Raw genomic sequence first — 17276 nt, 5'->3', positions numbered from 1 at the left:
TATGTTGGTCAAACCTAGCCTTAAAACAAAAAAATCCCTTACAGATATCTGCAAGGGAAATTCAAAGGTTCACTAACAAACTATAAATCAGATCTTTTCCTCCCGGATCATTTTTGCGATCAAATGATTGGTGTTCTTGGCCCCGAATTCATCGAACATTTTACTGACCCTTTTGTCTATAGTACTTTCGCTGTTAGGGGTGATATGCTCCTTTTTGAACTTTTCCGAAATCTCCTTTTTGGTAAGTCCTCCCGCCAAACTTTGCAGAATCATCAGGTCGAACTCTTCGAGTTCAAATACGTTATTGGAAACATTCAAGTCGATGCCAGGGGACACATAGGTACGGTTATGATAGACTTCCTGAACAGCATTGACCAATTCGGTAAGCCCGTGGCGTCCCTTGCATACATAACCGTTGATCTTTTCTTCCTTGAAAAGTGCATTGACCGTGACCGGGTTGTCCTCCATGGAATTCACGATGACCTTTAAGTTGGGCTGAAGGGCCCTAGCGGCCCCTATCAGTTGAAGTCCCGAAGTAAGCTTCCGTTGTACATGGTCACGTTTAAAAAACAGGTCGGTGATCAATAATTCAAAAGGTTCATTTTTGGTTGCAGCATATTTTAAACGGTTGTATGCCTTATCACAATAGAGTTCATCCTGTAGCACAGGAATATGCAATGTATCCCGCAACATTTCAGAAATCCCCTGATTGGTATCCTGAAAATCCTCGGCAATCAATACTTTTTTGAACATAGTGGTTTTTTTTATTAAAACGGAATCGTGATATGGGCCGTAAAGCCCTCACCCTTACCGGAATCAAAAATAACGGTTCCTCCAATGGCCTGAATACGCTTTTCCGTATTCCGAAGACCATTTTTGGCATTTAGTTCTTCCTTGGATGCCCCTACACCATTATCGGAATACTTCACCACTATGGTTTTTCCGGTATGTTTGAATCCAATGGTGACCACATTTGCCTTACTATGTTTGCCCATATTGATCATCAGTTCCTGTATCACCTTGAAGAGCACTTTTTGCGATAAAGGGGCCATTTCACCCCAATCAATATCCTTGACACCGGTAACAAAAAGGTTCGCCTCATTTGGGGTTCGAAAACGTAGCATTTCCAAAAACTCAGCCTTAAATAGGCCTCCCGTGCTCACCTCATTGACCTCCCTGGAAAAATTCCTGCTTTGGTTATAGAGTCCATCCAAGCGATCTAAGATCTTTGACCGATCCATATCCCCCTGTACCATCAGCATGGTCTGGTTGAGGCCCGCTCCAAAATCATCATGGAGCCGTCGGGACATATCAGCTTCCGTTTCGAGGGTAGCCTCCAACTTGGCGAGTTTGTTTCGCTCTTTTAAACGTTTGGTACGTTGACCAAAAAAATAAATGGCAAAGCTCAGGCCCAACAATAAGACTATGGAACCTAGGTAGGACATGGTTTTCTTACTGCGTTCCTCGGTGGCCAACAAGGCTTGTTCCGCATTTTCTTTTTCCAATCTCAAGATGGATTCTTGCTTCAGCTTGTCGTCGTATTTGTATTTGGCGAATTGGGTCTTGACCATCGTTTCTTTAGCATCAAGACTATCGATCAAAAATATGTAGCGGTCACGGAGTTTTACATTTTCGGGACTTATCTGCATCAGGAACTTCAATGCATCGGTCTCCGCCCTTGGTACTTTGATTCTTTGTGCCAATTGGATTACAGTGTCCAGATAAGCACGGGACACTTGGGGCCGTTTTTCCATAAAATATTCCCCTAAATGAGTATAGCTGGCTATTTGCCCTCGTATATCATTTTTCACCTTTCTAAATTGTAGGGCTTTTTGCAAAGCTTCTTCAACGTCCCTATTCACGGATAGCCATTGGGCATAGGACAAATTATCCAATATCCTTGCATAAACCACAGGAGTGGAATCCAAAGCTGTATTTCCCATAATCTTATCTAAAAGTACTATGGCCTCTTCATATCTTCCATCATCAATATAGGTGGCTGCCAAATTGTTTTCAAATGCAACCCTATCATCCTTAGAATTGCTATTTTTAATGGCCTTGGAATAATAGAATATGGCATCCTCGAAATTTAATAACTTCCTATGGTTAGTAGCCAAGAGCCCATAACATTGGACAATTTCAGTACTGTCATGAGATTCCCTCAAAAATTGCAGGGCCTCGGTCACGGTTTCCTTGCTTCCGAAAAAATCATTTTGGTTCTTCTGGATAACCCCCATAAACAATAAGCACTTCCCTGTCCAGCTGCTGTCTTTTGCCAATTCGAACTGGCTTTTGGCTGCACTGTAATTTTCAAATACCTTGCTATAATCAGACCGGACCCGATCATAATAATAGCCCATTAGGTAGTACTGGGACGCCCTTATTCTAGGGTTATCAAATTGGGATCGCATTGTGATAAAACTGTCATGGTAAGCCACCAAGCTATCGTAGTCCCCAGCTTGAAAGAGCAAGGAACTTTTTTTGTACATCAACTTGCCCAAGATGGAATCCGCTTCCAGATCTCTGGCCAAGAAAAGGGCCCTGTCTATACTTTCCCTTTTTTCTTCCAATGAAACATCCTTACCAATGGAGCGAGTATAGTAGATGTTTATACTGTCGTTTTTATCCGAAACAACCCTTGTCCCACCTTTATCGGATGGTACACAGGAAACTAAAATCGTCAATATGATAAGGAATGGGTACCGTTTCAAGAATAAAGAAGTTGTGGTTCATTAAAAAAGCCATGTCCGATTTCCAGACATGGCTCAAATTAATGAAATTATTCTTACTGATCACCTTCTCCGGGGGGTGGTGGAGGTGGTGGTGGGGTCGGATCTTGGTCATCACCTTCGGTCGCGACCATATCATATTCGCTCTCAATCTCAGCCGTATCCGTAGTGGAACAAGAGAACAGAAACATATTCAAAACAACGGCCATCAAGGCCCAAAACACTTTTTTCATTTTTATGAAATTTTAAGATTTAACAAAGAGGGGGCTGTCCGGATTTTCCGGAGCGATGGAGTTTTACAGCCACCCTACGAGTTTTGGAGTACTCCTTTGCTATGGTTGGAAAGTGGAAACTGCATGTGACCCTTTAGGTTACTTTCCAATGAACCCTATACAGGTCACATTGCAGCATCCCATAAAAATGAATTTTCTAGAACGGCTATGTCAGCAACACATAGCGGAATCCATTTTCTGCAACAAAGTAAATTGAAGTGTTGATCAAGATTGCGGACAAAGAATAGACTTGTATTGGACATCTTTTGGACACCAATGAATTCAAGGGGTCCAGAGTACAAAATCACAAAACGGTCTATTCTAAATTTGTACTTTTACCTATTATGGATGACAACAGAATCGGTGAAATCGTTCAAAAGGTTTTTGCCAAGGCCAAAACCGAGTGTGTTTCCCAGAAGAAAAGTGCCCTTTCCAAACATATCGCAAATCAAATCCAGGAAAATCACGGATATATCAGCTATCGCACCTTGGAAAGGGCGTATGACCGCCATATCATAAAGGACACGACGGTAAGTGAACGTAATGCAGAGAGCATTGACCTTTTTTGTCAATATTTAGGTTTTGAAAATTATGTGGGTTTCATAAAAAATGAGGGCAAAACCGAAGAACAAGAAAAGCCACCAACAGATACCGTTTCGGAGCCAACTTCAGCGACAAGACTCAAGTCTACCATACTCGTCGTGATTGGAATAATTTTATTGATCATGGTTTATAATATATGGCCCGTAAACGAATCGAAAAATGCGGTCAATAATGAAAAATGCATGACTTGGGCAGACTCTGTATATGTTCCCATTTCCTGTGATAAAGGACCATTGTCCACATATGGTACTTCCATTGATCCTTTGGATTCCAAAAAAATGAAAAATTTCAAAAAAGTAGAGGTGAATATGGCCACCCAATTTTTTTCTGATCAAACCAACCAGCCCCTAATTTGGTACACCAAAAATAAAGATGATGAAATTGAATACTTCACAGCTCCAGGGCTTCACCCAACCACTGGAAAGACTTTAGATGAGATTACAGAGTATATCATTGAAAAATATGTACCACCTCATATTAATAGACCGGGTTCTTTTTTAAAGGAAAATTGAACTTTTCGTCAAGATTATTGCAAACCCTTAAAAATCGAACTGATCTCCCGGTGCACCTTCAAGTAATGCTGTTCCAACGCTTCCTCCGTAACCTCCAACGGATCGGGCAAGCCTTTGGGAATCTCAGGCCTCGGAAACCGAACCTTCCGATCCTTCCCATCTGCAAACACCACAAACTCCCCCTCTTTCAACCGAAAGAACACCTCGGCACGCCTTTTGGATACTTCCTTTTCCCCTTCCGTGATCCGTCGTTCCAGGTTCAGTCCCGAACTCTTGCTCACACTCCTAGTTGGTATTTTGACCAGTTCAAAAAAACGCTCGTAATACCGTGCCGTATCCGGGTCGTTGACCTTTCCAAAGAACTGATAGGATAGATTGGAAAGTATCGCCTTGCTCGCCTTCTCGCCATACATCATATCATTTTGGATCTTATCCTGTAGCACATAAACACTCACGATATCATAGCTCCTCAAGGTCGCCGGTATCCGGTGCATGTTCAACAACCGTAAGGTAGAGGCCTCTTCCAACAACATAAAGGAGGGTTTACGGTTGCGTTGGCTCATCTGTTTCGAGATCGTGTGAATAATCGTGGCGATTACTGGGGACAAGGAAGCATCCTTTTGCGGATTGTTCACCAAGCAAATAATGGACGGGTGTTTTTCCGTATTGATATCCAAGGGAATCTCATCCTTGGAGAGGACCATAAAAATCTTTCGTGTAGCAATCTTTTTAATGGCATTGGCCAGGGTACTGAGGACCCCTGCCGTCTGCCGATCGGAACCCATTCCACTGATAAAGGCATCGGCCATGGCACGAGAGGTGATGTTCCCCCGTAAAAACTTGATCAGGCTTTTGGTGGCCAACTGTTGGTAAAGGGCCATCAGATGGGGCAAGGTACAGTATTGGGGATAATCCGTTTTTAATCGCCAAATAAGCCCACTGACCAGACCCTCAGCGGCATCCTTAAAGAAGCGGGAAGTACTGTTCTCACCCGAGTCCCTATGCTCCATGAGGTTTTCCAACAGTACCCGTGACACCTCGTGCACGCTTTCCTCATCGGGCAGGTATTTAGGGGCAATGGGATTGACCCGATGGTATATGGGGCCAAAGGACACGATCCGAAAAGGCACCTTTTTGTCCTTCCATAGCGGATAGGCCATTTCCGTGATCTCAAAATCCTTGTAATCGTGGATGATCCCGGAAAACCTTTGCTTTCGAAAATGTTGCAGCAACCCATAGATGATACTTTCGGTCTTTCCACTTCCTGCCGAGGCCATCACGGAAACGCCCCTTCGAATATTCCCCAAGACCAAAGGTCTTCCACGGACTTTTAGTTTCACCTCGAAAACTTTGGATTTTTTGGGAGCGTCCCTATGGTAATCCACCAGGCCATAGATCACGGTATGCACAAAAAACAAGGGGAGCCAAAGGGTCAAGGACCCTTTTAAAAAATCATCCCAATGTTGTGCCCAGGCTGTGGTCAAAACCGCAATTACAAGGATTCCAACAAAATACACATACCCGTATTTTACATACCTATTGAACACGACCGATATCCCTCCTCCCAGTAGTACTGACCATAGACTGTACATTGCTTCTATTTCTTCCATAATTGAAAAGTTTAAATTCCTATCGATCCAGATTCCATGGCCTTTCCGATACCCTTTTTTAATTGCATCAAGGCCTTGTAGGCCAACTGTGCGGTGTTGGTCGGTATGCTCGGCACCTTGACCCCTGCCTTGAACAACAACTCCTTGGCGGCCTGCTTTTCATTGACGGGAAGTCCCAAGAGTGTCGCAAAGAAGCGTTTGGGGTCCTTATCCAATAGATTACGGGCATGGTAGGTCTCCACAAAGTTCCTTCGATAGCCAAACTTCGTGTCGAATGTTTTTTCAGCAGCCCGATAGAATTTATCCCGATCAAAGCCCTGTTTTACTTTTTCCCCATTGAGGATGGTTTCAGAGGTCCGGAACTTGGATCCCGGGGAAAGACTATGGGAATTCGTGACATCTTTTCGGCTGACGATGATATGGATATGGCTCTGCTTACCTTCCTTGGCCATCCCGGGAACAATACGTCTGCCGTTCAGCTTATGCGGTGCTTCCCGTTCCAAGGCTTGGATTCGCTCTTCGAGCTTTGCGATATCCCCTTGTGCTTCTCCCCTATGAACAGCTCTGACCTGGTGATGCAGTTCCAATATCTTACTGGCATAGACCTGGTTTTCCTTGACCGCTTTATCTTTCTCGGAGTAGGTCCGTTCCCGTTCCAGTTTTGCGAAATACAGCACATCTTTTACCGTCACCTCATTGTCTCGGTAAAAGGAAGCAGCGTAGCGCTTCATGAGTTCACGGGTGTACTGTTTCAGTTTTTCGGGATCATCCCCGATATGCTTCAATTCTGCCTGGGAAGGGCTGACCATAATGGAATAGAACTTGGGGTCTCGCTTGGACAGTTTGCCGGTGTTGGTATCGATCTCGGCGATGACCCTTTCGGCCTCGATGTCGTTTTCCCTCTGGTTGAAAAACAGTTCCCGGTCTTCCGGGGATTTCCCCTCGTTCTCCTTTTCCAGATACTTGACAAAGTCCCCGGCACTGCCCCGATGGTTGTTCCCCAGTTGTTGAGGTGTAATGGCGATATACATATTTATAGGTTTTTGATTTTTTGTCGGTACTTTTCAATGGCCTCAGGATCAAGGTCCAATTTGAGGTAATCCTTCCCAAGGCGGTTTTTCACCAAGCTTAGATGGTCCAGGACATACCCAAAGTCCCGCTTCAATTCCTCCATTTGCTCCTTCAGATGTTCGTGCAGGATCTTGGGAACCGTGGTTTCCGTATCCAAGAGTTCGGGATTGGAAGGTATTTTCTTTTCGGTCAGCTGCTGTTCGAAAAAATCGAAGTCCCCTTCCCATCCCTCCTCTCCATCGGACTCCAGTTCTTGCTGAAAGAGTGCCTGGATCATACTGACCGTGGGCAAGGTCTGTTCCTTTTCGATACTGCGCATAATGGCGACCATGACATTGAAGCGTCTTTTGATCAGGTATTTGAGACTTGCAATGGTCTCGTGCATCCGCTCGTCCGGGGAGATGCCATTGTGGTCAAAGAATTCCACCATGGCCAACAAGGTGAGGGATTGGGACTTCCCTTGCCGCTTGGAAAAACTCCTGAATTTTAGGGCCACCGAGATTTTGATCTTCATGGCTGCAAACCGTTCTTTTTCGTATCCTTTATCCATTTTTTCACCAAAAATTTCCCGTTTTTACTGGGCTGATCGGGTTTTTTCACCAAAAATCGAACACCCTGTTTTTCAACATCACCTCAAAACCCCTATGAACAGGGCCTTGCGAAGCAACTATGGTCGGTAGCGCTGCGCGAGCACGCTATCCTCTTGCTCCTCCTTTCTGTCCCGTAGGGACAAAAATGATGCGCACAACATGGCCTAAAAACCAGTTGCATTTTATCTAAAAGTCAAATCGAAGTGTACGGACTTTAGGAAAGTCAAATCGAATTGCCGTACATTTTAAGTGCTATTTAGCAACGATTTAAAAATAGGAAAATTAAGCCATTGAACATAGAAAAACCCAATCATAATGATTGGGTTCATTTGGTTCCAATTGTCATCCATGTTCAGAAAATCTTAATGGGCATGCCCTCCCTTACAGCTCGCCCTTATCGGCAAAACTATGGTATCTACCATCGGGTGCGAGAATGATATGGTCCAATACCTGTACATCCAAGAGTTTAGCACCTTCTTTGATTTTCTGGGTTATCATTCTATCCGATTCACTGGCCACCAATACCCCTGTCGGGTGGTTATGGGCTAAAATCAGCTTAACGGACAACGACTTTAGCACTATGGCAAAAAGAACCCTAATATCCACCATTGTTCCCGTAATACCTCCTTTGGAAAGCGCATGGATTCCCTTGACGTGATTGGCTTGGTTGAGCAAAACAATCATAAAGGTTTCATGAAGTCCGATGGTATCGGCATCCCAATTCTGGTATAGCAGTTGGGCCACTTCCGCTGAGTTGGTTACCGGAGTGGAATCAAGTGTATTCGATTTCTCTCGGTAACTGATTTGTAGTTCTTTGACTTTATGTTCCATTGTGGTCGTTTTAAAATTGAAAAAAGAATGGAGTACCCAAGTTTTACGCCCGGGCACCCCATGGTTGCTACTCTTCGTTGGTAGTTCCACCCAACAATAAGATCTCACTCAACACCACTTCGGTCACATAGCGTTTGTTCCCTTCCTTGTCCTCATAGGAACGGGAGGTCAATTTCCCTTCGATGGCAATCTCCTTGCCCTTGGTCACGAAGCCCTCAATGATATCGGCCAGCTTGCCCCAACCGATCAGGGTATGCCATTCGGTATTGGTGACACGCTCCCCTTGTTTGTTCTTGTAATGTTCGTTGGTGGCCAAGGTCAGGCGTGCCACACGTTTGCCGCCGTCTAAATCAGTGATTACGGGATCTTGTCCCACATTTCCAATAAGTTGTACTTTGTTTCTCAATGTACTCATGATAAAAAGCTTTAAGTGCCTCCCTTCTACATCCATTTGATATAAGGGCAGACTGGTTAATAAATTCCCCCCATTTTCTTTGGTCATTGTTTCCCAAATTTTAAGGGGCGTTTGTTTGCTTCTTACGTGCGCAGCACAATAGAAGAAGGGGGTTCTGTCAAGGCTTTTGGGATGAAATCGGGAGGTTCCGTGACGTAGAAAACCTTTGGTCATTTTAATGGCCGGATCGGTTTTCAAGGAAATGGATACCCTATTTATGAGCAAAACCTGCCTTGGCCTTGACAGGTTCGATAAGGGCCCTTAGGAATTCCTTCAGACCCATTGACCAGGGAGCGTACGGGAAGTTAAGCGAGTGCAGGCGATGGGGTCCTGATTGGAAGTCTTTGGGCACTGCCCTGTTTTTCGATGCACCGAAAAACAACCAGGGCTTCTTTTATTACAGACCCCTTAAAATTTGTGGGCAACAAGCGGGGTTCAGGAGTTCCGTGGCAAAGCCCCAAGAAGGGTTTGCCAGGAAGGACGTTAGGAAGCCCGTGCAGTTGACCTTCCGTATTTGGCCAGTACCTTCTTGTTCAAACAAAAAAACTCCCAATACACTAAAGTACCGGAAGTCTCTTTCGTGGTAATGTCCTTTCTATCAGTTGTCCTCCTTGATGACCGCCTTGGGACTTTTTTGTTTCAGGTCATCGATAGAGGTAGCAAAAACCCGTTCCTCGATATGAGGATTTTCCTCAAATGTGACGGTATAAAGTTTCAAACCTGTAAGTTCCCATAGTTTCTTGAGAAGCTTGGGGCGGTCCTCCTTGTAGACCCACCTGAAAATATCCTGTTCCATCAGTTGGGTTTCCGTAGAGATGTAACCATCCTCCAAACAGGATTGCAATTCCGAGATGGCATTTTGGTAAAAACTCTCATAATCCAGGTAGACCATATACTGCCAGTACGTGCCCCCGAATATGATATTGGTCCCGTCACTGTTGATTTCCAGTTCTCCCCCGAAGCCCATCCCCGGTTCTTCAAAACGCATGGCCACTTTCAAGGATGGGTAGGTCCCGACAAGGGTTTCGAAAAAAGGTACGGGCGGTGACCATGCACTATCGCCATAGAGTTTCAATTCCCCGTCCCTAAAATCAATGTCGGGAGTGAACCATTTGGTGCCAACGACCTTGTAGATATCCTTAAAGGGAATCTCGCGCTTTAGGACGTGCTCAAAATCGATATGGTCCTTTTCCTTGGTAAGCAGCGTATGGAGGGTTTCCAACTCGGCATCGGTTCCAGTAATGGTAATGGTGTTGTAACAATGATTTGCCATGATATACAGTTTTTAAATGGTTACATGCTTGGAAGTTTCATGCAATCGGCACACGGGCCGCCCAGACCGATTAAGCCATGAGCATGGCGAAATGGTATATCGGTGCGGGCCGTAGGTTTGCCTAGAAACCCTCCAAGTGTCCATTTGGTCACTGTATGGCATTGTTTGACACACTATAAATGGATTGGAAATGGCACTGTGGAAACCCGGCTATACTATGAATAAAGGTTTATCCCATATGTTGTGGTGCAAGGGATGGGTCATTTGGCCAAGGAAACTGTTTTGACTTGCCTCGGATCGGGTTTCAAGGGCTGTTTTATGGTTCTGACCACTTCCAGACTATAATGCCCAAATTCTTCGGTCACGGTGCCGTGGCACAGATAAATGCCCTTTCCTTGAATGGGTGTGGATGCCATGGATTGCGGAAAATGCACACAGTCAAAAAACTGTCCCTCCAGATCGAGCATGGTGGTAAAGCGCATGGTATCCCCTTTGGATGTAGTGTTCAAACGGGTATGCACCATGGAGCCATAGATCCAAATCTTTTGGTTGATATGGGTTTCAAAATCACCGGCAGTCAACCGGCTCTTAATTGTTGCATCCATCAACGCATAGTACCCACACAGCGGGAATCCCAAGAGTTCCAATTGGTCATAGGCATCCTCAATGGGATGGGACGGCAGGTCGGGCAAGGTAAAATGCCTATGGTTGGGTCTAAAGAGCAACTTCTGAATGGTATCCTTTCGATGGGCCTTGGTCTTGAACACGGCCTGCCAAAGCACTTGCTTCTTGGGCACGCCAAAGCCCCGAAAGGCATCGATACGTACCAAGATCGTCAACTGTTCGATGGAAATGGGGACCCGGTCGATGAAATCATCAAAATCCCTGAACTTGCCATGGAGCTGCCTTTCGTTGAGGATACGTTGGATGATAAGACGTTCCAAGCTTTTCAGCTGCCCCAGCCCCAGATAGATGTTCCTGCCATAGATGGCATTGACGTGGTCACTGCGGTTGATACAAGGAGGATGGATGACCCCGCCCCACATTTGGGTCTCATGGACATAAAGTTCCGTATCATAGAACCCTCCCCCATTGTTGAGCACGGCCACCATGAACTCCAAGGGAAAATAACATTTCAGGTACAGGCTCTGGTAGCTTTCCACGGCATAGGAAGCGGAATGCCCCTTGGCAAAGGCATAGCCTGCAAAACTCTCGATCTGTTCCCATACCATTTGGGTCAAGGCAGCATCATGCCCCCTCTGCTTACAGTTTTCAAAAAACTTGAGTTTCACAGCCTGGAACTCCTCCCGGGAACGGAACTTTCCGCTCATCCCCCGCCGCAGCACATCGGCCTCCCCAAGGTCCAGTCCTGCAAAGAGGTGTGCCACTTTGAGCACATCCTCTTGGTAGACCATGATTCCATGGGTCTCCGGCATGATCTCCAACAGGATGGGATTGGCCTCCTTGCGGCGTTCCGGCTCCCGTTCCCTACGGATGTACTCATCCTTCATCCCAGATGAAGATACCCCAGGACGGATCACGGAACTGGCCGCCACCAGTCCCAAGTAGTCATGGGTCCGTAGTTTCTTCATCAGCCCCCGCATGGCCGGGGATTCCACATAGTAGGCCCCAATGGCCCTCCCCTGGCTCAACAGCCGGTTGATGTTGGCATCCTGCTTCATCGCTTCCACACTCTTGATGTCCCAAAGCACGGCATGGGGTTGGTTGCCCTTGATCACCTCCACCGCTTCCTTGATCTTTGCCAATCCACGTTGGCCAAGGATATCAAATTTGAACAGGCCCACATCCTCGGCAATGATCATATCGAACTGCACCGTAGGGAACCCTTTGGGTGGTAAGGTGGTGGCTGAATAACAATGCTCGGAGCGGTCCAAGATCAAGATCCCCGAGGAATGCACACTGATATAATTCGGCATCCCATGGATATAGGTGGCATATTTCAAGACCAATCGTGCCAGTTCATCCAATGTGCCCTGTTCGTACCGTCCCGCACTGAGCTTGTCGATTTCCTCGGTGGGCAGACCGAACACCTTGCCCAGTTCCCGAACGGCGGCCCGGTACTTAAACGTATTGTAGGTTCCCAATAGGGCCACATGCTTGAAGCGTTCAAAAATATAGGCCGTGACATCGTCCCGGTCCCAGGTGGAAAAATCAATGTCAAAATCCGGGGGCGAGGCCCGAAAGGGATTGATGAACCGTTCGAAATACAGGTCCAGTTCAATAGGGTCCACATCGGTGATTCCGATTAGGTAGGCCACCAGACTGTTGGCCCCACTCCCCCTGCCCACATAGGGATAACCTTTTGACTTGGCATAGGAGACAATATCATGGTTGATCAAAAAGTAGGACACAAAATCCAGTTCCTGGATGGTCTTCAACTCCCGGAACATACGCTCCTTGACCTTTTCCGTGAGATGGGCATACCGCTTGGACAAGCCATCCAAGGCCAGTTCCCGCAACCGTTCCACATCCAATGCTCTGGACGTCAAAAAACGGGACTGGTTCTGGGAAACCCGCTCACTTCCAAACCCAAAGGCAATGGAACAGGAATCCATCAATCGGCGTGTGTTCTCCCAGATATGGGGGAAATCAACCAAAGCTTTTTTCAGTTCCTCCATAGGCCGAAGGGTATCGGTGGGTCTGGCCTCCTCGGACTGGGGCAGTTTGCTCAACAGTGTGTTCAAGCCTATGGCCCGAAGCAAGCGATGGGTATTGAAATCTTTTTTGTTCCGAAAACTCACGGGCTGTAACAACACTAATTTGTCCTTATAATCCCGATACCGGGAGAACCGTAATTTCCGGAGTTCTTCCACCGAGACCCCAATATATTCATAGACCATAAAATTCGTCCGTTCCTCTTCCTGGATCTTCTCGAAGGGATAGATGACATGGACATGTTCAAAGGCAGGGGCCACAGCCGGAATGGGTGTTCCCTTGTGCAGGTGTTCGGAAAGAAAGGCATTGACTTCCCGAAACCCTTCGTTGTTCTGGGCCAGGCCCACAAACTCCTGCACATTTCCATTCCGAAAATCAATCCCCAGAATGGGACGTATCCCCTGCTCATTGGCCGAGCGCACAAAGTTCATCCCTGCCGAACTGTTGTTGATATCGGTCAGGGCAAGCACTTCCACCCCATGGGAACGGGCAAGGTCCAAGAGCTCCGTTTCGGAGAGCACCCCATAGTTCAAAGAATAGTATGTATGACAGTTAAGGTACATTATTGCTGTCTATGGGCCAATAAGATGGGTGGCTGTCCATCAAAGGGGTTCCCACCCCTTCCAATACTATGGGCTCCCATGGCCGAGGCCCGCATCAGACTGGATTCCCCAAAGCGGTTCCTTACCCGGTCCATGGCCTGATAGAGGTTGAGCAGCTTTTCATCATCGGCAAACAGGTCGATCTGATAGTGCCCCCCAACAATATGGCTGTAGTTGACCCCTACCAATCGAATCAACATCCTTCTATCATACAAAGCGGTAAAAAGCTCCTTCACCAAGGGTACCAACACATGGTCCGCAGAGGTATAGGGAATTCGCTTTTGTTTGGTATAGGTCTTAAAATCACTGTACCGGATCTTCACACTGACACAGCCAGTCATCCTGTTGGCCCGGCGCAATTGGTAGGCAAGGTTCTCCCCCATGGCAGCCAAGGTGGTCTCCAGTTTGTCCATATCGGTGGTATCCTTGCCATAGGTCCGTTCCGTGGATATGGACTTCCGCTCATGGAACGGGACTAAGGGGGAATTGTCCAGTCCTTGGGCCCGCATCCAGATGGTATGCCCGTGCCGTCCAAAACCACTTTCCAATAGTTCCAAGGGCAGTTCCTGTACGGTCTTTATGGTGGTCACCCCCATATTCGAAAGGAGTCCATAGGTCTTTTCCCCCACTGAGGGCAGTTTACGGATATGCAAAGGGGCCAAGAACTCCTTTTCCAGCCCCAGATCAATCTTCATCTGATTATTGGGTTTGGCCTCCCCAGTAGCCACTTTGGAGACCACCTTGTTCTGGGAGAGTCCAAAGGAAATGGGCAATCCCGTCTCCTTCAAGATCCGTTGTCGCAATTCCGAGGCATACTTATAGCAGCCAAAGAAGCGGTCCATTCCCGAGAGATCTGCATAGAACTCATCCACACTGGCCTTTTCAAAGACCGGAACACTCTCCTTGATGATTTCCGTCACGTTGTCCGAGAACTTCATATAGGTTCCTGCATTGCCCTTGATGACTGTGGCCTCTGGGCACAGTCTCCGTGCCACTTTCATGGACATGCCCGAATGCACCCCAAAACGCCGGGTCTCATAGCTACAGGCCGCGACCACCCCACGGTCCCCCAACCCACCGACCAAGAGGGGCCGCTTCATCAGACGGCTGTCCAGCAGCCGCTCACAGGAGACAAAGAAGGTATCCAAATCGAGATGAAGAATGGTGGGTTTCATAAACTTTATTGGATTTATTCCTATAAATTGGAAAATATCCAAATGTACGGAAAGGGATAACCCATTTCAAAACTTTAACAATTTTGCGTATCTTATTGCTACAAAAATCAACCTCAAGATGTGCTATTCGACCAGACAGACCCGGGAACGGAAGGAGCTGGAAAAACTGTTATCCGTCAAGGCCATGTACGGTGATCTCGACACCGACCTGGAACTTATTTATTTCCATGCCAACGGTTGGAGCCATCCTGTAATGTGGACCTTGGGCCAGGAAGAGCCCAACAACCTGCTCCCAGCGATGTGGGGCATCATGCCCCCAAAGGAAAAGCAGGAAAATTACACGGAGTATTTCAAGAACCCAAAGACCTTTGGTGGGCTGAATGCAAAATCCGAAAAGCTCTTTGACCATTTCGTGTACCGATACTGTTGGGAGAACCAGCGGTGTGTCATTCCTGTGGATGGGTTCTTCGAACCCCACAATACCAAAGTGAAGGTCAAGGGCAAAGACTTTAAAGTACCTTTTTACTTCCATAGAAAGAACGGTGACCCCATATATCTTGCAGGCATCTATACCAACACCTCAGATGGACGGAGGACCTTTGCTGTATTGACCAAGGATGCCACTCCTATGTTTGAAGAAATCCACAATGAAAAGAAACGACGCCCGGTGATCATTGATGATGAAAATTTAGATGCTTGGTTACATAATGGCAATAATGAATCCGATGTTCAAGATCTTATCGATGACGATCTATGGGAAGGAGATTTGGAAGCTTATCCAGTCACCAAGGACCTGTACAGTAGAAGTGTAGATTCCAACTATGCAGGCATCATTGACAAAGTGGACTACGAGGAGGTTTCCATTTCCTATGGATGACCATAAAAAAAGAGAGACCTGTTTCCAGGCCCCTCAATATATCTCAACTATTCTTCCAACAACTTGGCCCGTTCTTCCAACGCTGCCACCCTTTCCTTTATCCGTGCCTCTCGCTTTTTGCGCTTTTCATTATAGGTTTCCTCAATGACGGAGATATTGTCCTTGTAAAAGCTTTGCATCGCCACATAGAAGGATTGATTGGTCAGGTCATTGGTATGGTTGCTTTCCCCCAGATGCACTTGTCTGGTCAACAGGTACCGAAGTAGTTTATAAAACGACTCCTTTTTGAAGTCCTTTTTGAATTGCGCCACCGAATCTTCATAAGATAACTTGGTATCATCCCCAAGAAATCCCACAAAATGCTCTCTTTGGGCGTAAAACCCAATATTGTTCTCGAACAATGAAATGCAGATGGCCACCATTTCATCCTTGGACAGGGCTTTCTTTTGTTCGATATAATTGGTCTCACGAATCATGTCCACCACCTCCTTGAACAGGTGGTTGTTTTCAATCTGCTTTTTTCGCAGTTCCCGGGAATTGATCTTTATGATCTGTTCGGCTGGAGTACACTCGGCCATCTTTCGTTTCTCCAAGGGCTTGGAGCCTGAACCTGCTTGATTGACTTCCTCCCTGACCTTCACAAAAATGGTCTGGGTCAAATAGGTGTCCGTTTCCAGTAGGATACCCTTTTCAAATCCATGTTCTATGGCATTGTCCCAAGCTTCCTTTTCCTCGGTAAAAGATTCCTTGGCCTCGTCTAAGAATTCGGTCAATTCTTCTTTGGTGTATTCATAGTGCCGATGTTCCTCTTTAATGTTTTCCAGAGTAGGCTCGGCAGGCTCCTTTAAAATTTCCAGTTCATTGGTCAAATGTACCTGAAGACCTTCTTTTTCCATCTGGGCCATGACCCATTGGTTGCGTTCTTCATCCAACCAGTATTTACTAATGTTGGGCACCAGTTTCAATCCCTCTTTTTTCACTCTTTTCAAGAGTTTCATAAAAGTCTTGGTCCTTTTGTTCTCAAAACAGGATGTCCGGGTACAGACCATCTTTCCTTCCCCGAATAGGTTCCCTTGGTTGGCAGCGTTGAAGGGACACATAGTACACGCCCCTGCTTTGGGTACCAAAGTTTTATCGTCCAAAGCAAAGGGGGCCCTGGTCAGATCAAAGGTCCGGCTATCAACCATCCGTTTAACTCGATGAGGCTGAAAATCACCTTCTAGGCTCTCCAGAATCAGCTGCTGTTCCCCTGGTTCAAACAGGGCCACTGCCACAGCAAGGCCCAAGGTCATTTCCCCATTTCGTACAAAGGGCTTAAATCCTTCAATCAAGCTGGCTAATTTGATACGCTGCCGGATATAGTTTTCCGAACGGCCTAGACGTTTGGCAATTTCTGAAGGTTCGTACCGATCCAACAGAAACTGGATGGCCTCAGCCTCCTCTGTGGGTTCCACATCCTTGCGTTGCAGATTCTCGATGATCTGTACCTCTAGGACATCGTTGTCCGCAAACTCCCTGACCATGGCAGGAATAGTCGGTTTCCCTACCAATTTACTGGCCCGATACCTTCGTTCCCCCATAACAATGGTATAGCCTTCCTCAAATTTACGGACCGTGATCGGCTGCAATACCCCATGTTCTGAAATACTCTGGGCCAACTGATTCAGGTTTTGCTCATCAAAGGTTTTCCTCGGTTGGTCGGGATCGGGGGAAATTAATCCGATGTCCAGTATTTGGATTTGTGGAGCTACGGCTACTTTTCTAGCAGTTTTGATTTCCGGTCTTTTTGTTGATTGCCCCTTGCTTTTCTTTCGGGTCGCTCTTTGTTTTGTTTGTGCTTCCATGATTTTTGGATTTTGGTTAAACAATATTTGAGTATGGTCCAAACGGAAGACAAAATTTTGGAGCGGCAAGGCAACGGAATAAATAGTGAGGTCAGGAACGGTTTTATGCCGTCCCTTGTCCGAGAAATATTTTGCGGGTTTATCTTTCGATGAATAT

The 17276-nt window shown here is 46.4% G+C and carries 14 protein-coding genes; 2 read left to right on the top strand and 12 right to left on the bottom strand.

Translation table 11 applies throughout. The features are described from left to right. Positions 1 to 87: 87 nt before the first annotated feature. The 3 genes from MURRU_RS12730 to MURRU_RS17960 all read right to left on the bottom strand — a co-directional run bounded on the left by MURRU_RS12730 (position 88) and on the right by MURRU_RS17960 (position 2962). The gene (locus MURRU_RS12730) at positions 88 to 753 is read right to left on the bottom strand and encodes a helix-turn-helix domain-containing protein (RefSeq protein ID WP_014033880.1); all 666 of its coding nucleotides are present in this window, start codon (positions 751 to 753) and stop codon (positions 88 to 90) included. Between the two features lie 14 nt (positions 754 to 767). Further along, entirely contained in the window at positions 768 to 2711 is a 1944-nt protein-coding gene (locus MURRU_RS12725) for an ATP-binding protein (RefSeq protein WP_014033879.1), read from the bottom strand. Between the two features lie 74 nt (positions 2712 to 2785). Further along, complete coding sequence (locus MURRU_RS17960; protein ID WP_014033878.1) at positions 2786 to 2962, bottom strand: hypothetical protein; 177 nt, start codon at positions 2960 to 2962, stop codon at positions 2786 to 2788. Between the two features lie 383 nt (positions 2963 to 3345). Between MURRU_RS17960 and MURRU_RS12720 the strand changes: the two genes are divergently transcribed. Continuing rightward, positions 3346 to 4116, top strand: a complete 771-nt coding sequence (locus MURRU_RS12720) for a hypothetical protein (protein WP_014033877.1) — start codon at positions 3346 to 3348, stop codon at positions 4114 to 4116. Positions 4117 to 4130: 14 nt separating this feature from the next. On the opposite strand, the gene MURRU_RS12715 is transcribed toward MURRU_RS12720, so the two are convergent. From MURRU_RS12715 to dinB, 8 genes are all read right to left on the bottom strand, one after another. Next, positions 4131 to 5726, bottom strand: coding sequence for a type IV secretory system conjugative DNA transfer family protein (locus MURRU_RS12715; RefSeq protein WP_014033876.1), 1596 nt, complete (start codon positions 5724 to 5726; stop codon positions 4131 to 4133). 11 nt (positions 5727 to 5737) lie between these two features. Next, complete coding sequence (gene mobB / locus MURRU_RS12710) at positions 5738 to 6757, bottom strand: MobB family relaxase (protein WP_014033875.1); 1020 nt, start codon at positions 6755 to 6757, stop codon at positions 5738 to 5740. Positions 6758 to 6759: 2 nt separating this feature from the next. Then, positions 6760 to 7347 carry a BfmA/BtgA family mobilization protein gene (locus MURRU_RS17430; RefSeq protein WP_014033874.1) on the bottom strand — a complete coding sequence of 196 codons (588 nt, stop codon included), beginning with the start codon at positions 7345 to 7347 and terminating at the stop codon, positions 6760 to 6762. Positions 7348 to 7768: 421 nt separating this feature from the next. Then, entirely contained in the window at positions 7769 to 8218 is a 450-nt protein-coding gene (locus tag MURRU_RS12700; RefSeq protein WP_014033873.1) for a JAB domain-containing protein, read from the bottom strand. A gap of 67 nt (positions 8219 to 8285) precedes the next feature. After that, the gene (locus MURRU_RS12695) at positions 8286 to 8633 is read right to left on the bottom strand and encodes a single-stranded DNA-binding protein (RefSeq protein ID WP_041802015.1); all 348 of its coding nucleotides are present in this window, start codon (positions 8631 to 8633) and stop codon (positions 8286 to 8288) included. A 637-nt stretch (positions 8634 to 9270) separates the two neighbouring features. Next, positions 9271 to 9945 carry a hypothetical protein gene (locus MURRU_RS12690; RefSeq protein WP_014033871.1) on the bottom strand — a complete coding sequence of 225 codons (675 nt, stop codon included), beginning with the start codon at positions 9943 to 9945 and terminating at the stop codon, positions 9271 to 9273. 260 nt (positions 9946 to 10205) lie between these two features. Next, positions 10206 to 13184, bottom strand: coding sequence for a DNA polymerase III subunit alpha (locus MURRU_RS12685; RefSeq protein ID WP_014033870.1), 2979 nt, complete (start codon positions 13182 to 13184; stop codon positions 10206 to 10208). Next, positions 13184 to 14398: a DNA polymerase IV gene (gene dinB, locus MURRU_RS12680; RefSeq protein WP_014033869.1), complete on the bottom strand. Its 1215-nt coding sequence runs from the start codon at positions 14396 to 14398 to the stop codon at positions 13184 to 13186. The genes MURRU_RS12685 and dinB overlap by 1 nt, the downstream gene beginning before the upstream one ends. Positions 14399 to 14516: 118 nt before the next feature. Between dinB and MURRU_RS12675 the strand changes: the two genes are divergently transcribed. Further along, positions 14517 to 15275, top strand: coding sequence for an SOS response-associated peptidase (locus tag MURRU_RS12675; protein WP_014033868.1), 759 nt, complete (start codon positions 14517 to 14519; stop codon positions 15273 to 15275). A 47-nt stretch (positions 15276 to 15322) separates the two neighbouring features. On the opposite strand, the gene MURRU_RS12670 is transcribed toward MURRU_RS12675, so the two are convergent. Next, positions 15323 to 17119, bottom strand: coding sequence for a ParB/RepB/Spo0J family partition protein (locus MURRU_RS12670; RefSeq protein ID WP_014033867.1), 1797 nt, complete (start codon positions 17117 to 17119; stop codon positions 15323 to 15325). Between the last annotated feature and the right edge of the window lie 157 nt (positions 17120 to 17276).

This window comes from Allomuricauda ruestringensis DSM 13258, assembly GCF_000224085.1.
GTDB lineage: Bacteria > Bacteroidota > Bacteroidia > Flavobacteriales > Flavobacteriaceae > Flagellimonas > Flagellimonas ruestringensis.
This window is presented reverse-complemented; position numbering and strand designations above follow the sequence as displayed.

Coding starts and splice junctions, on each gene's coding strand:
- MURRU_RS12730 (WP_014033880.1), bottom strand. CDS start 753: ATGTTCAAAAAAGTATTGATTGCCGAGGATTTTCAGGATACCAATCAG.
- MURRU_RS17960 (WP_014033878.1), bottom strand. CDS start 2,962: ATGAAAAAAGTGTTTTGGGCCTTGATGGCCGTTGTTTTGAATATGTTT.
- MURRU_RS12720 (WP_014033877.1), top strand. CDS start 3,346: ATGGATGACAACAGAATCGGTGAAATCGTTCAAAAGGTTTTTGCCAAG.
- MURRU_RS12715 (WP_014033876.1), bottom strand. CDS start 5,726: ATGGAAGAAATAGAAGCAATGTACAGTCTATGGTCAGTACTACTGGGA.
- mobB (WP_014033875.1), bottom strand. CDS start 6,757: ATGTATATCGCCATTACACCTCAACAACTGGGGAACAACCATCGGGGC.
- MURRU_RS17430 (WP_014033874.1), bottom strand. CDS start 7,347: ATGGATAAAGGATACGAAAAAGAACGGTTTGCAGCCATGAAGATCAAA.
- MURRU_RS12700 (WP_014033873.1), bottom strand. CDS start 8,218: ATGGAACATAAAGTCAAAGAACTACAAATCAGTTACCGAGAGAAATCG.
- MURRU_RS12695 (WP_041802015.1), bottom strand. CDS start 8,633: ATGAGTACATTGAGAAACAAAGTACAACTTATTGGAAATGTGGGACAA.
- MURRU_RS12690 (WP_014033871.1), bottom strand. CDS start 9,945: ATGGCAAATCATTGTTACAACACCATTACCATTACTGGAACCGATGCC.
- MURRU_RS12685 (WP_014033870.1), bottom strand. CDS start 13,184: ATGTACCTTAACTGTCATACATACTATTCTTTGAACTATGGGGTGCTC.
- dinB (WP_014033869.1), bottom strand. CDS start 14,398: ATGAAACCCACCATTCTTCATCTCGATTTGGATACCTTCTTTGTCTCC.
- MURRU_RS12675 (WP_014033868.1), top strand. CDS start 14,517: ATGTGCTATTCGACCAGACAGACCCGGGAACGGAAGGAGCTGGAAAAA.
- MURRU_RS12670 (WP_014033867.1), bottom strand. CDS start 17,119: ATGGAAGCACAAACAAAACAAAGAGCGACCCGAAAGAAAAGCAAGGGG.